The organism is Helicobacter pylori (assembly GCF_006439795.1).
GTDB classification, from domain to species: Bacteria; Campylobacterota; Campylobacteria; order Campylobacterales; family Helicobacteraceae; genus Helicobacter; species Helicobacter pylori_CR.
This window is the reverse complement of record NZ_VEYL01000001.1, coordinates 1-14,869: the sequence shown is the minus strand read 5'-3', so window position 1 is coordinate 14,869 and position 14,869 is coordinate 1. Positions and strand designations below refer to the sequence as shown.

Genomic DNA, 14,869 nt, shown 5'->3' with positions numbered 1-14,869 from the left:
GCGGTTGGGGGAAATAAAAAATAAGGATTATCATGTTAGAAGTGATTAACGGGAAGAATTACGCAGAAAAAACCGCTCATCAAGCGGTAGTGGTCAATGTGGGGGCGAGCTGGTGCCCGGATTGCAGGAAGATTGAGCCGATTATGGAAAATTTAGCCAAAACTTACAAAGGTAAAGTGGAATTTTTTAAGGTTTCTTTTGATGAAAGCCAGGATTTAAAAGAGAGCTTAGGCATTCGTAAGATCCCTACTTTGATTTTTTACAAAAACGCCAAAGAAGTGGGTGAAAGGCTTGTAGAACCTAGCTCTCAAAAACCGATTGAAGACGCTCTAAAAGCGTTATTGTAAGGGGTATCATAAAGGGCGTTATTAAAGAGCCTTATTGTAAAAATAAGAGTTCACAGAATCTTTTTAGCCCCCTTTTTGATAGGGGGCTAATTTCAAATAGCTTTTATGTTATTTCTTTATCTCAAAAAATCGTTTTTATCGTTTTTAAATAAGCATGTTTGTTAAAAAAGTTTCTTTAATTAAGCTAAAAATGAGCGAATTTGTGGTATCAATGCTTACAGTGTGAAATTTGTAGGGCTAGAACTTGTAAAATGCGAAAAAAAAGACGCATAAAATGCTAAAATCCGCAAAAACACTGTGTGTTTAGATTAGAAGTTTAAAATTAGAAACAGATGTATCTGTTTTAAATTTTGAATAGGGAGTTTCTATCATTATGTTATTGAAAACAAAATTAAAAATTATAAGCTCGGCGATTTTGAGTGCTTTATTGTGGGTGGGTTGCTCAAGCGAAATGGCAACTTATCAAAACGTGAATGATGCCACTAAAAATACGACTGCAAGCATTAATAGCACGGATTTATTGCTAACTGCTAACGCGATGTTAGATTCCATGTTTAGCGACCCTAATTTTGAGCAACTCAAGGGCAAGCATTTGATTGAAGTTTCAGATGTTATTAACGACACCACGCAGCCCAATTTGGACATGAATCTTTTGACGACCGAAATCGCGCGGCAGTTGCGGTTGCGATCTAATGGGAGGTTCAATATCACAAGGGCGAGTGGAGGGAGCGGCATTGCAGCGGATAGCCGAATGGTGAAACAGCGCGAAAAAGAACGAGAGAGCGAAGAGTATAATCAAGACACCACTGTAGAAAAAGGCACTTTAAAAGCCGCTGATTTATCTTTAAGTGGTAAAGTATCTAGTATCGCAGCCTCTATTAGTAGTTCTAGGCAGCGCTTGGACTATGACTTCACCCTAAGCCTTACCAACAGGAAAACGGGTGAAGAGGTATGGAGCGATGTTAAGCCTATTGTGAAGAACGCTAGCAATAAGCGTATGTTTTAAATTTATATTTGAAAGGATGAACAATGAAAAATCAAGTTAAAAAAATTTTAGGGATGAGTGTGATAGCAACGATGGTGATCGTAGGTTGTAGCCATGCCCCAAAATCAGGTATCAGTAAAAGCAATAAGGCATACAAAGAAGCGACTAAGGGCGCTCCTGATTGGGTAGTAGGGGATTTAGAAAAAGTGGCGAAGTATGAAAAATATTCAGGGGTCTTTTTAGGAAGAGCTGAAGATTTGATCACTAATAACGATGTGGATTATTCTACTAACCAGGCTACAGCGAAGGCTAGGGCTAATTTAGCGGCGAATCTAAAATCCACTTTACAAAAAGATTTGGAAAATGAAAAAACTAGAACGGTAGACGCTTCTGGTAAAAGGTCCATAAGTGGCACTGACACTGAAAAAATCTCTCAATTAGTGGATAAGGAATTGATCGCTTCTAAAATGCTTGCCCGCTATGTCGGTAAAGATAGGGTTTTTGTTTTAGTGGGCTTGGATAAGCAAATTGTGGATAAAGTGCGCGAAGAGTTAGGCATGGTTAAAAAGTAGGGTTTTAATGAAACGCCTTGCTATCGTGCTTGCTTTGGTGTTGGGAGTGGCGTGGGGGAAGTCCTTGCCTAAATGGGCAAAAGATTGCTCAAAAGAAGTGCAGATTGAAAAGACCCAAACCAAAGACGAAAAAATTTTAGTGTGTGGGATGAGCGATATATTGCTTTCAGATATAGATTATAGCTTGTCCTCAGCCAGACAAAACGCCTTAGAGAAAGTGATGGAAGCTTTCAAGGGGGATAAAATAGAGATTAAGGCTAGTGAGCTAAAGGCCACTTTTATTGATACGGATAAAGTTTATGTGCTTCTAAGAATCACTAAGAAGCATGTCGCTTTAATGAATAAGTAAGGATTAATAATGAAAAAGATTATTCTTGCATGCCTTATGGCTTTTGTGGGTGCCAATTTAAGCGCAGAGCCTAAGTGGTATAGCAAGGCCTATAACAAAACAAACACCCAAAAAGGCTATCTTTATGGGAGTGGTTCAGCCACTTCTAAAGAGGCTTCTAAACAAAAAGCGTTAGCGGATTTAGTGGCGTCTATTAGCGTGGTGGTTAATTCCCAAATCCACATTCAAAAAAGTCGTGTGGATAATAAGTTAAAATCCAGTGATTCGCAAACGATTAACTTAAAAACCGATGACTTGGAATTGAACAATGTAGAAATTGTCAATCAAGAAGCGCAAAAAGGGATCTACTACACCAGAGTAAGGATTAACCAAAACTTGTTTTTGCAGGGTTTAAGGGATAAGTATAACGCTCTTTATGGGCAGTTTTCCACCTTAATGCCTAAGGTTTGTAAAGGGGTTTTTTTACAGCAATCCAAGAGCATGGGGGATTTATTGGCTAAAGCGATGCCTATAGAAAGGATTTTAAAAGCGTATTCTGTCCCGGTGGGTTCGTTAGAAAATTATGAAAAAATCTATTATCAAAACGCTTTCAAACCTAAAGTGCAAATCACTTTTGATAACAACAGCGATACAGAGATTAAAAACGCTCTCATAAGCGCTTATGCCAGAGTGCTAACCCCTAGCGATGAAGAAAAACTCTATCAAATCAAAAATGAAGTTTTCACAGACAGCGCTAATGGCATCACACGCATTAGAGTGGTTGTTAGCGCGAGCGATTGTCAAGGCACGCCCGTATTGAATAGAAGCCTTGAAGTGGATGAAAAGAATAAGAATTTTGCTATCACGCGCTTGCAATCTTTGCTTTATAAAGAATTGAAAGATTATGCCAATAAAGAAGGGCAGGGCAATACGGGGCTATAAGCAGGGTATTAATCTTGCTTTATGCTTATTCATTCAGTTTTGTAGTGTCATTATTTTGTTTAGCGTGGCGTTTTCGCACCCATTAAAATAACCCTCTAAAAGTTCATGGCTTTTGTTCTTGCCAAATAAACTAAATATCATTCAATACTTTTTATCCCATAAACCCATCTAAAACCACACCCACTAAAAACTAAAATTAACAAAAACTAAAATTTTTTTAAGAGCCTACACAAGCGAGCTTATTTGAAAAAACCAAATGACTTTGGGTTTTCAAATCCCTCTAAGCTAGGGTCTATTTTTTTGCCCCACAACTAACAAACTTTTTTAAAAGCTAACGCATTTTTAAACCAAACGACCGCCTAAAAAAGGGCGTTTGAGAATAAAAGGAGAACAAAAACATGAGACAAAACAACGAGACAGAAAAAAGCTTCAAAGAGCTTAAAGGAATCACGCAAGCGATACAAGCACAAAAAAGAGCGAACTCTAACGCTCGCTCGTAAAACAGCGTTAAACCGCCTACAAAAGAGCCTAAAAAGAGCGTTTAGAGCCAATAGAGAGTTAAAGCCAATTTTTAACCCCTAAAAAATCCACCCATAATTAAAAAACACTTTAAAATGACTGCCCCCTTCATTGAGAGTGATAGAATTGGTATAAGTGCCATTGCTAGAAACGACCCTAGATTTCAACTGGACTAAAGGAACGCTGATGCCTATAGAATATTTAGAATGCTTGTAGCGGTAATTCAACCCACCGGTCACATTTAAATTACCGCTCCCTTTGTATTGGTTCAACAAATAATAGCTGTTGTATAAGCCCCTCAACCCCCCAAACACCCCAAGAGAGGAAGTGAAAACCCTCTTGGTTAGATTGTTTTTAGGGTTCTTTTCGTTAGTGTAATTGGTGATGAAATCAAACAGCACATCCATTCCCACACCATAGCTTAATTGCTGGATTTTTTCGTTATTGGCTTGAGCGTAGTTGTATTTGATAATGCCATAAGAAGACAACCCTAAGTAATCATTAAAGTATTTTTGATAGCCCATTTTAAGATTAACGCCTAATAGGGGGGCTCCAAAGGGCCGTGAGGTTTTTGAAGCGCGATAGGTAGTGGCGCTAGATTTAGTAGATGAAAGGCTTTGACTGATCGCGCTAAGCATAGTGGTCGCAAAATCTTGCGTGTTCAAACTAGCGTTTAAATAGTTGGTTTGGCTGCTCAAATTAGTGTAATCCACCGGTAGGGCGTTTTGATCAATGAGTTGCTGCCAAACCGCGCTAGTAACCCCTATAAGCCCGGCGGGGACTTGAGAGCAATCAGTATAAATGGAATTGGGGTAACTGTTAGGGAAAGCGGGCTGATTTTGACCGCCAAAACGAGAACACACATCATAGGTAGAGCCATCGGTATCTCGCACTTCGTGCCCGTTGTCAAACACTTGCACTTCTTTCCCATCCACTTGCTCTATTTTCCCGCCCTTACAGCGCTCTTCTGGCCCATTGCCTTCTTCACACATGCGCACCCTTTGATAAGTCATGTTCCCGTTATGCGTATAGCCTAAAGTATGCCCGTATTCATGGATAATGTCTCTTAATTGCATGATGGCGACTTTATTCAATTCTTTGCCAAACAGTATTTCAGGGTCTAAGAAAGGAGACAATATCCCTAAAGCGCCAAAATTGGTGCCATCATCGCCTGGGCCATTCGGGCCGCCATATTGAGACCCTAACCCTAAATCCCCTCCTCTTGTGGGCAAGAGATTCACATAAAGATTATTCGTAACTCTATAGCTATAGATAACATCTTGCGGCGTTAATATCACTGAGCCTGTTTGCCCGTTTTCTATATTGTATTCATCTCCAGCATTTTTAGCGATCAATTTAGGATCAACAAGCCCATCGTTGTAAGGATTCACGCATGTAGAATAATCAGAATAACATGGCTTTGACAGGTTGTTGTCGCTAAACTGAAAGGGGGCGTTTTTAATGGCATCTTCCCAAGATTTAGAGTCAAACACCGCCATCATATTCAGCATTAAATTGGTCAAATTTTTAGCGTCTTGAGAGGTGAAAGGCGGCACTTTAGCCACACAATTTTCTTGATTTTCGTATGGAGGGCATGGGGGTTTAGAACCAGTGCCGTTACCGCTAGAAAATTGGTTGTAATTGATATAAGTCATTTGAAGATTGGTTGTAACCCTACTGAGCTTATCAAACAGATTCTGCGTGCTGGCATCAGAAAATTTTGTGGTGGTGGTTTGGAGTTGTTGGAAGCCATCAGTGTTAAGTTGCGGATCGTTAAACAAGCTTGCGGGCAGAATGATTTGAGATTGTTTAGGGATAGTCTCTATCACGCCCAAACTGACTACATTGCCTTGATTGTCTGTATAGCTAAGCTCAATGTTGTTTAAATTATAAGGCAAGAAGTTTTGTATCATAATCAAGCTGCTATCGCCATAGCCTGCTTCCTCAGCGCTTTCTTGGTTGTAAGCGGTTACATACACAGGGGTTTGAGAATAAAAGGTTAAGTTGGTGATATTGTCCTCTGCAAACAACTCAGTCGCGTTCTTTAAAATGGTGCTTTGGGAGATGTAGTATTTCCCATAGGTGCTTTGAGGGGTAATGGGTTTGGGCTTTGGTTTGGGTTTGGGTTTTTCTTGAGTTGTGGCTATGGTTTGTTCTTGGGTTTGTGTGCCTTGCAATAGCCCGGTTTCAAACCCGGCTTCTATAAAAAAGCCGTCTTTTTGGTGCTTTTGGTAGGCTTCTAAAGCGGTGAATGATCCGATTAGGGACAAACAAATCGTTTGGCTAGCGAGTTTTAACATAAAATCTCCTTAATGGTCTTTTTTAACATTTTTACTCAAAAGTAGTTTATAGTATGCATATATTTTAAACTAGGTTATTTTACCCTTTTTTTTTTTTTTTGAAAAATGGCAGTATTGTTTTTTGTAAATATAGATATTAAACGGTGCTAATGGGTAAAAAGTCTTAAAAAGTAGCGCTAAAAAGAGGTTTTAATCCATTCTTTAAGCGGTTTCATTTGCCTAAGCAAAATTCGCTGAACATGCTATCAAGCATTTGGCTGGTTTCATAAGGGCGGGTGAGCAAGTTCAAGTTTTCTATCGCGCTTAAAAGATGGTAAGAAAAAAGCTCTAAAGTTTCTAAATGGTTTTGAGCGTTTTGCAATTCAATAATGGCGTTTTCTAGGGCGGTTTTTTGGGCTAGGGAAGTGAGTAAGAGCTTGTTTTGAGTGTCTAATTTGGGGAAAAACTCACTGATTTTTTGGCTCAAATCTTTCAAACAAGCCTTAGAATTTAGGGTGTTGGTCTCTAGTAAAGCATAAGGGATTTTAAGGTGGGATTTTAAAACTTCAAGCTCCAATTTAGGGGCTAAATCGTTTTTATTCAAAACAACAATGCAAGGCTTTTGAGCGCGATTAAGGGTGTCAATAAGGTTAAAATCTTCTTTTTCTAGGGGTTTAGAAAGATCGAACACGCCCAAAATAAGGTCGCAATTTTCTAAACTTTTAAGGCTTTTTTCAATCCCTAAACGCTCTATTATATCCGCGCTCTCTCTAATGCCAGCCGTATCAATCAAGCGCACCTTATGCCCTTTTAGTTCAATGACTTCTTCTATAGTGTCTCTTGTTGTGCCTTTAATATCGCTCACTAAAGCCCTTTCTTCTAAAAGCATGGCGTTTAATAAAGAACTTTTGCCAGCATTGGGTTTGCCAACAATGCTTAAGGCATGCCCTTTGTTTTTTTGTTTTTGCGTGTTAGAAAAATCCAATAAGTCTTTAAAAGAGGCGATTTGTTTTTCTAAATTAAGAGACACTTCATTTAAAAAATCGCTAGGAATGTCTTCTTCGCTATAATCAATCAAAACTTCTGAACTGGCTAAAAGCTTTAAAAGATCGTTCCTAGCTTCTTCAATAAAAATTTTTAACTCGCCCTTAAGTTGCCTGGCTAGAGCGTTTAAAACGCTTTCATCTTCACAAAGGATGAGCTGAACGCTCGCTTCAATCTCGCTCAAATCCATTTTATGGTTTAAAAAGGCTTTTTTACTAAATTCCCCTGCTTTAGCAAGCCTAGCCCCTAAATTCAAACAAGCTTGTAAGATATTTTGCGCTAAAAGGGGGCTTCCATGGCATTGGATTTCGCACACATCTTCACCGGTGAAACTATAAGGGGCTTTGAAATAAATGACTAACGCTTTGTCCAATAAAACACCATTAGAAAAAATATCGCGCACATAAGCGTATCTGGGGGTGAAGTCTTGTTTTTGGGTGAGTTGTTTGAGAATGTTTAGAGCGTTATTGCCGCTGATTTTAATAATGCTAATCGCTCCCTTGCCTAAAGGGGTAGCGATAGCGGCGATGGTGTCATTCATTATTAAAGTCGTTGATGACGATGTATTTTTCATCGTTTAGATTGGTTTTGATGGAAACATATTTGTTAGGGAACGCTTTTCGTAATTTCTTTAAAGCGATATAGGTCCAGACGCCATCAGGGGCTTTCATCTGTCCTTTACCCACTTCATGCACGGTCATGATCGTGCTTTGGAGTTGCGCTTCCATAACCTTTTCTTGGTTTTGTAAAAAAGTGGAGATTTCTAAGCGGATATTATAGCCATAAGCAGGGTGGATCCAATTAAAGAGCAAGTAAGAAAGGGCTTTGTAACGATAGCCTTTCTCGCCAATTAAAAGAGCGGAATCTTCGCCATCAATATCAATCAATAACACCCCCGGTTCATAAAGACTCACTTCCACTTTGTTGATTTTATAAGGCAAATGAGAAAATAAGTCTTTCAATTCTTGTTTAATCTCATGGAGTTTGTCTTCATTGTGAGATTCTTCTTTAAGGTTTTTTTTAGGGGGTTTAGGGGTAATGATTTCTTCTTGCGGTGTTTTTGTTTCTAATTTTTGTTTTTTTTCTTCTGCACTTTGATGGATTTCTTTCGTGTTGGTTTCTTTAACGCTCTCTTCTTTAACCGCTTTAACGCTTTCTTTAACGCCAGCTAAGATAATGGCTTCTTTTTTACCAATGCTTAAAAACCCTTTATAGGGTGTTTGAATGACTTCGTATTGCAAATTAATAATGGGGCAATTCAAGGCGATAGAAGCTTGAATGAGGGCTTCTTCTAAGGTTTTGGCTTTGATTTCAATAAAATTTTGCATCAACTTTCCTTTTTGTTTTGCGCATGCATGCGTTTTTTATTCTCTAAAACTTTATTAATGATGAGTTGTTGCAACACCGAAAGGATGTTGTTCGTGGTCCAATACAAGACTAACCCTGCAGGGAAAGTGATTAAAAAGATTGTGAATAATAGGGGTAAGAGTTTAAAAATCTTCGCTTGCATGGGATCGGTCATGGTGTTTGGCGTAACGCTTTGGTGCCAATACATAGACGCTCCCATAAGAAGCGGTAAAATAAAATACGGATCCATGATGGATAAGTCATGAATCCATAAGATCCACTCTGAGCTTTTCAATTCCACCGCATTATAAAGCACTCTATAAATCGCAAAAAACACCGGGATTTGTAAGATTAAGGGCAGACAGCCCCCTAGCGGGTTGGCCCCATGTTTTTTGTAAAGCTGCATCATGTGGGCTTGCAACTTTTGGGGTTCGCCCTTGTATTTTTCTTGGAGTTCTTTCATTTTGGGGGCTAATTCCTTGAGCTTTTGCATGCTCACCATGCCCTTATAGCTTAAAGGATAAAGGATTAGGCGCACGATAATCGTTAAAAGGATGATAGCCCAACCCCAATTGCCCACAAGTTGATACAAATAATCTAGTAAAACAAACACGCCTTTAGCGAAGAAAGTGATTAGGCCATACTCTATCACATCAGTGAGCATGGGTGAAATCGCTTTCAAAGAGCGGTAATCTTTAGGGCCAATATAGCCATGCAAATCCGCTTCATTTTTAAGGGAAATGAACCCTAAGGGGTTTTTAGTCCCGATTTCTGAATCGATTAAGGCTTCAAAACCTTGAGGATCTTTAGTGAAAAGCAAAGTGGTGAAATACCTATCCACGCTGGATAAAAAAAGGGTGTTAGAAAAGCGTTTGATTTCTTTAGCGTCTTTATCTTCAATTTTTTCAATTTTTTTGTCGTTGTTTTCTAAAAGCACGCCTGAAAAAGTGTAGCTGTCTAAATCAGCCACCGGCCTGTAACCATTGGTGATGACATAGCTAGGGATAAGGTTATTGGGCGATTTGAATGCGATTTTTAAATCATAATGCAAATCATCATAGAAAGTCAGGGTTTTAATGATGCTAAGAGCGCCTAAATCTTGGGTTAAAACAAGCTGTTCGTTAGGCCCAAGGGTGGTTTTTGAAGCGCTATAAGGGGTGTTGAACGCTTTATTGTTGAGCGTGGGGTCTAAAAAACGCACTTCTAAAGGCTTGAGTTTATCGGCCGCTAAAAGAGGGAGCTCTTTTAGGGGGGGTTGCGAGTTTTCTTTGGAGCTAAAAAGATGGCTCACATGCTCTAAAAAGCCCTTTTGTTTGGGGGTTAGGTATTTTTTATTCTTGAGATAAACCTGTTTGATGCGCCCTAAAGAATCAATTTCAATTCTGGCATGCTCAAAAGAAATCGTGCTTAACAAACTCTCTTGGGGGATGGTTTGAGTGGCGTTAAAAGCGTTGGGCGTGTTAGGACTTGTTGTTGCGTGGTTGTTGGTTGTTTCTTGCTTTGTGGTTTGGGTTGTTGTTTTGTTTGGTTTTTGGAAAAAATAGCTATAAAGAGCGATAAACAAGAAAGACAGAGCGATCGCTAAAATAAGATTAGTGTTGTTGTTTTTATTCATTGTGATTAAACCTTAATGATGTAGTAAGTTGTGCGGCTTTTTGTGGGAACGAGCCAAAAAGTGATGGTTTTAAAATTGCGATTAGAATCTTTATGAGATTGGAGCAAGCTAGGGCGTTTCAAGCGAGTGGTAGGATAAGCAATGCCCCCAGAGCAAAAAGGGTTGCATGAGAGTATCCTTATAGCGATTTTACCCATAGCAACCAGGGGGCTTTCAAAACAGAGTAACCACAGAGCGTAGTTGGAGCAAGTGGGGTAAAACCGGCAGCTTGAAGGGGTGAAAGCCGAAAAAAAGCGTTGGTAACCCCTAATTGATGCCGTAAAAATCGCGCTCAAAAAAGGCGTTTTATTGTTTCGCATAGGTATGAGTCATTCCTTTTTTCAAGTCTTTTAAGGCTTTGTTCATATAGTTTTTAATGGAAGTTAGCATTTCTAAAAAATGTTTTTCTAAAGCCCAAAAATCCAAATGGCAACAATCGCTTCTAGGCACAAACACCAAAGCAAGCCCTTGACAAAGAGCGGCATGCTTTAATGTAAGCGAACGCAAACGGCGTTTGATAAGGTTTCGTTTCACGGCGTTGCCGACTTTTTTGGACACGCTCAAGCCTAATAAATAAAGCGTTTTTTTGTCTTTAAGCCTACAAGAGAGCGGATCTTTAAAGCCTTCTTTTCCTTTTGGCGGCTCTTTTGACAAATCCAAAACAAAGAGCGAAAAAAAAGGGTTGTGTTTTTTAAACCCCTTTTGATAAACCCTATCAAACTCACTCTTGTTTTTTAAAGAGTCATAAGGTTTAGACGGAAAGCTTTTTTCTGCCCTTAGCTCGTCTGGCATTAATCACCTTGCGCCCGTTTTTGGTTTTCATCCTCACAAGAAAGCCATGGGTTCGCTTTCTTGGTGTGTTGTGTGGTTGGTAAGTGCGTTTCATTTAAAACTCCCTTGATAAAAATTAAACATAAACACAGATTCTAGCTAAAGAATGCTAAAAATTGACTAAAACTAATTTTTTTGATTCTTTTTGTCTTCAACAAGAATGTAAAGCTGCTTCAGATTGTTAGTTTGCAACAAATCCACTACTTTGATAAAGTTATCCAAATTGCTTTTCTTATCGCCTTGCAAGACAATAGGGGTGTCTTTAGCCAAAGTGGAAACCTTGTGTTTTAAATTTTCAAAGCTGATTTCTTTATCGTCTAAATAGAAAGAGCCTTTATTAGAAATGGAGATCGTAACTTGTTTTTTGTCCAACACATCTTTAGAATCAGTGCTGTCTTTATCCACTTGGGGAATGCTAATAGGGAGCTTTGAAGTTTGCACAAAAGACGCTGTTGTAAGCACGATTACCAACAACACAAGCATGATGTCAATGAAAGGCACCACATTCATGGATTCTACTTTTTTCACCGCTTAATCCTTAGGCTTTGTTATAAATCTCATGGGATTGCGTGTCAACCGGGTGGTGGAAAATATCCCATTTAGTGACTAAAATCTCGCTTTTTCTCACTAGCAAGTTATAAATCACAATCGCAGGGATCGCTACCAATAACCCCATGCCAGTCGCTTTCAAAGCAAGGGCTAAATTAGTCATGATCGCTTTAGTGTCAATGCCAGAAGCGGAGCCTAAATCCATAAAAGTGAGCATGATCCCCATAACCGTTCCTAAAAGACCGATATAAGGGGCGTTAGAGCCAATCGTGGCCACTAAAGTCAGTCGTTTGTGTAGGGCTAGTTCTAATTTACGCCTGTCTGTGTAGTCATCTACACGAAGAGTGGCAAAAAACCACAACCTTTCTATTGCGATCGCTATAACGATGACTGATAAAAAGATCAAAAACCCTATAATCCCATAATCTACTATTTCTTTCATTATTATCCTTTAAAGTGGTGTTTTAAATCAGCAAGAATTTCTTTATTGAGTGCTTTTTCTTTGAGACTTTGTCTTTTGTCGTGCAATCTTTTTCCTTTCACTAAAGCAATTTGGATTTTAGCTCTATTCCTTTGGTTAAAATACAATTTCAATCCTACGATACTCAAGTGCTCTTTAGACGCTTCAATTTGCCATTTCAATAATTGCTTTTTGTGTAAAAGCAACTTACGCTCTCGCCTTTCATTGGGCTTGTAATACGCATGGATTGTATCTAAATATGATATATGAACACCAAATAAAAAAGCTTCTCCTTTGATTATTTTAACAAAATTATCTTTTAAATTCACCCTAGTTTGCCTCAAAGCCTTCACTTCAGAGCCTAAAAGCGCTAATCCCGCTTCTAAAGTTTCCAAAATTTCATAGTCAAAATAGGCTTTTTTATTGCTGGCAATGAGTTTCATTCGCTCCCTTTTAACGCAGGCTTTAGCCTAAAAAACGCGCTCCCGCTCCCGCTAAAAAACCACTCCTTGCCTAATTCGCTTTCTATACCTCTTAAAGCTTGGTTAGTGAGTAAAGCCGGTTTTAAAAGATCGTTTAATCCGTTTCTATCATAAGTCTTTAGGCATTCTAAACTCGGCTTTTTAAGCCACTCATTAGCTTGAGAAAAACAAGTTTTAGGCTTATAAGCTTGATAAACGGCTTTGGTGCTGCAAAAAACATGAGTTGGAGCATAGATTTCTAGGCGATTTTCTAAAGGCTCTTCTTCAAAATTTTCAATGACTTCGCCATAAGAAGTAGCGTTAGCGCTTTTGTATTGTGAGATGAAAAAGTTGGTGTCCGCACCCACTAAAGATCCCATGCTATAAAGCTCTTTTAAACTCAAACGCCAGTCAAAAATCTGATTTAAATGATACAACAGCCCCCCAGCATCAGCACTCCCACCGCCTAAACCGGCTTGAGTGGGGATGTTTTTTTCCACTTCAATCGCTAGGGTGTCTAGGGATTTGATGACAGAATGAGAGAAATTTTTTGATTTTAAGAAATTTTTTAAAACTTGGAGGGCTTTAAAGAGCGAGTTTTCTTCTAAAGGGCAGTCAAAATCCCCTTTTAGTGAAAAGGAAAGTGCGCTTTTGACGCTGATAATGTCTTTGAGCTTGTCTTTGACCAAACACATGCGAGAAATAAGCTTGTGGTAAGCCCCTTCTTTGTGAAGGATTTTTAAAAAAATATTGACTTTAGGATAAACCTCAAAAGCATGCATCAAGGCTTAATGACCTTTTTGATGTTCTCTAACAAGCTTTCATCTACGGAGACGGAAGCTTTTTGGTTTTCGCTCACAATGGCCTCTTTGAGTTCAGCACGCAAAATAAGGGTGCTTTCAGGCGCTTCAAACCCTAAACGCACACTCCCTCTATCTATGGAAATGACTTTAATGTGGATGTTATCATCAATGACAATCCCTTCATTAACTTTGCGGCTGAGTATGAGCATGTCTAATTTCTTGTTCCTTATAGAGAAGAGCTAAACACAACGCTCTCTATAATATCGCCTTGTTTGATTTTATCCAAGACATTAAGGCTTTCTGCGTTTTTGATTTTGCCAAACACGGTGTGCTCGCCATCTAGATGGGGCAAATCCACAAAACACAAGAAAAATTGACTCCCCCCTGTGTCTCTTCCGGCATGCGCCATAGAAATAGAGCCTCTTTTGTGCTTGTTGGGGTTATGGGCCACTTCGCATTTAATGCGGTGTCCTGGCCCGCCTGTGCCTGTGCCATAAGGGCAACCTCCTTGAGCCACAAAGCCTGCGATCACACGATGGAAATTAAGCCCATCATAAAAACCCTCTTTAGCCAGAGCTACAAAGTTACTCACCGCTTGGGGCGCATCTTTATAAAAAAGCTCTAGAGCGATATTGCCTTTATTGGTTTTGATCGTAGCGTAAGCGGTTTTTGCAAGCTCTTCTTCTTTAATATCATAAGTTTTAATTGGATCCATCATAAACCTTTGCGATAAGCTTTTGTCATTCAAATGATCTATTATAGCAATAAATTAAAACAATTGGTATTTTGGCCGATAGTGTTGTAGGATACTTTTGAAATAAGCGGTAAGTTGGATAATGGCGTTTTGGCATAAAAGATTAGCGGTTGGTTGTTGTATCGTTTTATTTTCATGCATGATAAACGCTAATAACGCTAATAATATCCAAATCGTTAGAAGCGATCCGCCCCTTGATCCAACGCTCCCTGCATGGGTTTATTCTGTTGCATTATTGAAAGTGTATTTTAGCGATGGGACTTATAAAGAAGGCTATGCGACTTTGCTCAAAAACGGGCGTTATATCGCTTCTTCTGAAACGCTTTATTCTAACGGCTTATACCCTAAAACGATTTTAGCCAAAATGCAAGACAGCAGCGCTAAAGAGCTGATTTGTATAGCCAGCTTGCACCTTGAAGCGATGGATAGGAATCAAGGGCTTTCGCTTTTAAAAACCGCCGATTTTAGAGACGATTATTGCCATAAAAGAGAAGAGAGCTATTATCATGCAAGGATTTATGCCAAATACGCTCAAACTTTCCATTCAAATCCTTATACCAATCAAAAAACACCCAGTTCTGATCTCTACTACCCAGCGTTGAATGAGGGGAATTCTTTTTCTATACAGATAACGGACATTTCTGTGGCTGAACTTTTGAAATCTAAAAAGTTTCTTTCGCTTGATAGTTCTTTTAAAAAGGGGAGCGTGTTGTGGGGAGGGAGGCCTTATTTTAGCGAAGTGGGGGAGTTTATGGGGATGGCTAGCAGCACTTTAGAAAACCACGAAAGTTTGGTGATTATCCCTAAAGAAAAGATCGTGCAATTTTTAAGCGCTCTAAAAAATCAAAATATTTTTCAAAACATTCCATAGTTTAAGCAAACCTTAAGCTTTCTATGACTATAATTTCATTTCCTTGTTTCAGCAAGGGCTTTTAAAAAGCCGCTTGATACCTTACAAGGATAGCTGATAAAGCAAACGATCTTTGAAAACTAA

The 14,869-nt window shown here is 39.0% G+C and carries 19 protein-coding genes; 6 read left to right on the top strand and 13 right to left on the bottom strand.

The window, feature by feature from the left end; all coding sequences use genetic code 11:
- Positions 1 to 32: 32 nt before the first annotated feature.
- The 5 genes from FIM66_RS00095 (at position 33) to FIM66_RS00075 (ending at position 3,174) form a co-directional block, all read left to right on the top strand.
- Positions 33 to 347, top strand: coding sequence for a thioredoxin family protein (locus FIM66_RS00095; RefSeq protein WP_000895155.1), 315 nt, complete (start codon positions 33 to 35; stop codon positions 345 to 347).
- 373 nt (positions 348 to 720) lie between these two features.
- Positions 721 to 1,353 (top strand): penicillin-binding protein activator LpoB, encoded by a 633-nt coding sequence (lpoB, locus tag FIM66_RS00090; RefSeq protein WP_140499115.1) that lies wholly within the window; start codon positions 721 to 723, stop codon positions 1,351 to 1,353.
- Positions 1,354 to 1,376: 23 nt separating this feature from the next.
- Entirely contained in the window at positions 1,377 to 1,904 is a 528-nt protein-coding gene (locus FIM66_RS00085; protein ID WP_000795976.1) for an LPP20 family lipoprotein, read from the top strand.
- A 7-nt stretch (positions 1,905 to 1,911) separates the two neighbouring features.
- Positions 1,912 to 2,253, top strand: coding sequence for a hypothetical protein (locus FIM66_RS00080; protein ID WP_140499117.1), 342 nt, complete (start codon positions 1,912 to 1,914; stop codon positions 2,251 to 2,253).
- Between the two features lie 9 nt (positions 2,254 to 2,262).
- Complete coding sequence (locus FIM66_RS00075; RefSeq protein ID WP_001917067.1) at positions 2,263 to 3,174, top strand: LPP20 family lipoprotein; 912 nt, start codon at positions 2,263 to 2,265, stop codon at positions 3,172 to 3,174.
- Positions 3,175 to 3,752: 578 nt separating this feature from the next.
- Here FIM66_RS00075 and FIM66_RS00070 read toward each other — a convergent pair.
- From FIM66_RS00070 to FIM66_RS00010, 13 genes are all read right to left on the bottom strand, one after another.
- On the bottom strand, positions 3,753 to 5,993 hold the full coding sequence (locus tag FIM66_RS00070; protein WP_140547841.1) for an outer membrane beta-barrel protein: 2,241 nt from the start codon (positions 5,991 to 5,993) through the stop codon (positions 3,753 to 3,755).
- A gap of 211 nt (positions 5,994 to 6,204) precedes the next feature.
- Entirely contained in the window at positions 6,205 to 7,557 is a 1,353-nt protein-coding gene (gene mnmE / locus FIM66_RS00065) for a tRNA uridine-5-carboxymethylaminomethyl(34) synthesis GTPase MnmE (RefSeq protein ID WP_194149224.1), read from the bottom strand.
- Positions 7,550 to 8,344, bottom strand: a complete 795-nt coding sequence (locus tag FIM66_RS00060) for a Jag N-terminal domain-containing protein (protein ID WP_140599758.1) — start codon at positions 8,342 to 8,344, stop codon at positions 7,550 to 7,552. The genes mnmE and FIM66_RS00060 overlap by 8 nt, the downstream gene beginning before the upstream one ends.
- Complete coding sequence (gene yidC / locus FIM66_RS00055; RefSeq protein WP_140547844.1) at positions 8,344 to 9,978, bottom strand: membrane protein insertase YidC; 1,635 nt, start codon at positions 9,976 to 9,978, stop codon at positions 8,344 to 8,346. Before yidC ends, FIM66_RS00060 begins: the two co-directional genes overlap by 1 nt.
- Before the next feature lie 5 nt (positions 9,979 to 9,983).
- Positions 9,984 to 10,337, bottom strand: coding sequence for a membrane protein insertion efficiency factor YidD (gene yidD / locus FIM66_RS00050; RefSeq protein WP_140547845.1), 354 nt, complete (start codon positions 10,335 to 10,337; stop codon positions 9,984 to 9,986).
- The gene (gene rnpA / locus FIM66_RS00045) at positions 10,324 to 10,809 is read right to left on the bottom strand and encodes a ribonuclease P protein component (protein ID WP_140547846.1); all 486 of its coding nucleotides are present in this window, start codon (positions 10,807 to 10,809) and stop codon (positions 10,324 to 10,326) included. The genes yidD and rnpA overlap by 14 nt, the downstream gene beginning before the upstream one ends.
- Positions 10,769 to 10,903, bottom strand: a complete 135-nt coding sequence (rpmH, locus tag FIM66_RS00040) for a 50S ribosomal protein L34 (protein ID WP_001847286.1) — start codon at positions 10,901 to 10,903, stop codon at positions 10,769 to 10,771. Before rpmH ends, rnpA begins: the two co-directional genes overlap by 41 nt.
- 71 nt (positions 10,904 to 10,974) lie before the next feature.
- The gene (locus tag FIM66_RS00035) at positions 10,975 to 11,376 is read right to left on the bottom strand and encodes an ExbD/TolR family protein (RefSeq protein ID WP_000755086.1); all 402 of its coding nucleotides are present in this window, start codon (positions 11,374 to 11,376) and stop codon (positions 10,975 to 10,977) included.
- 10 nt (positions 11,377 to 11,386) lie between these two features.
- Complete coding sequence (exbB, locus tag FIM66_RS00030) at positions 11,387 to 11,839, bottom strand: TonB-system energizer ExbB (RefSeq protein ID WP_000659259.1); 453 nt, start codon at positions 11,837 to 11,839, stop codon at positions 11,387 to 11,389.
- Positions 11,840 to 11,841: 2 nt separating this feature from the next.
- On the bottom strand, positions 11,842 to 12,300 hold the full coding sequence (gene smpB / locus FIM66_RS00025) for an SsrA-binding protein (protein WP_120807318.1): 459 nt from the start codon (positions 12,298 to 12,300) through the stop codon (positions 11,842 to 11,844).
- Positions 12,297 to 13,100 (bottom strand): 4-(cytidine 5'-diphospho)-2-C-methyl-D-erythritol kinase, encoded by an 804-nt coding sequence (locus FIM66_RS00020; RefSeq protein WP_194149223.1) that lies wholly within the window; start codon positions 13,098 to 13,100, stop codon positions 12,297 to 12,299. The genes smpB and FIM66_RS00020 overlap by 4 nt, the downstream gene beginning before the upstream one ends.
- The gene (locus FIM66_RS00015) at positions 13,100 to 13,330 is read right to left on the bottom strand and encodes a carbon storage regulator (RefSeq protein WP_000906450.1); all 231 of its coding nucleotides are present in this window, start codon (positions 13,328 to 13,330) and stop codon (positions 13,100 to 13,102) included. The genes FIM66_RS00020 and FIM66_RS00015 overlap by 1 nt, the downstream gene beginning before the upstream one ends.
- A 17-nt stretch (positions 13,331 to 13,347) precedes the next feature.
- Positions 13,348 to 13,836, bottom strand: coding sequence for a peptidylprolyl isomerase (locus FIM66_RS00010; RefSeq protein ID WP_187940862.1), 489 nt, complete (start codon positions 13,834 to 13,836; stop codon positions 13,348 to 13,350).
- Between the two features lie 121 nt (positions 13,837 to 13,957).
- On the opposite strand from FIM66_RS00010, the gene FIM66_RS00005 reads away from it, so the two are divergent.
- Positions 13,958 to 14,746 carry a hypothetical protein gene (locus FIM66_RS00005; protein WP_140547849.1) on the top strand — a complete coding sequence of 263 codons (789 nt, stop codon included), beginning with the start codon at positions 13,958 to 13,960 and terminating at the stop codon, positions 14,744 to 14,746.
- Positions 14,747 to 14,869 lie beyond the last annotated feature (123 nt).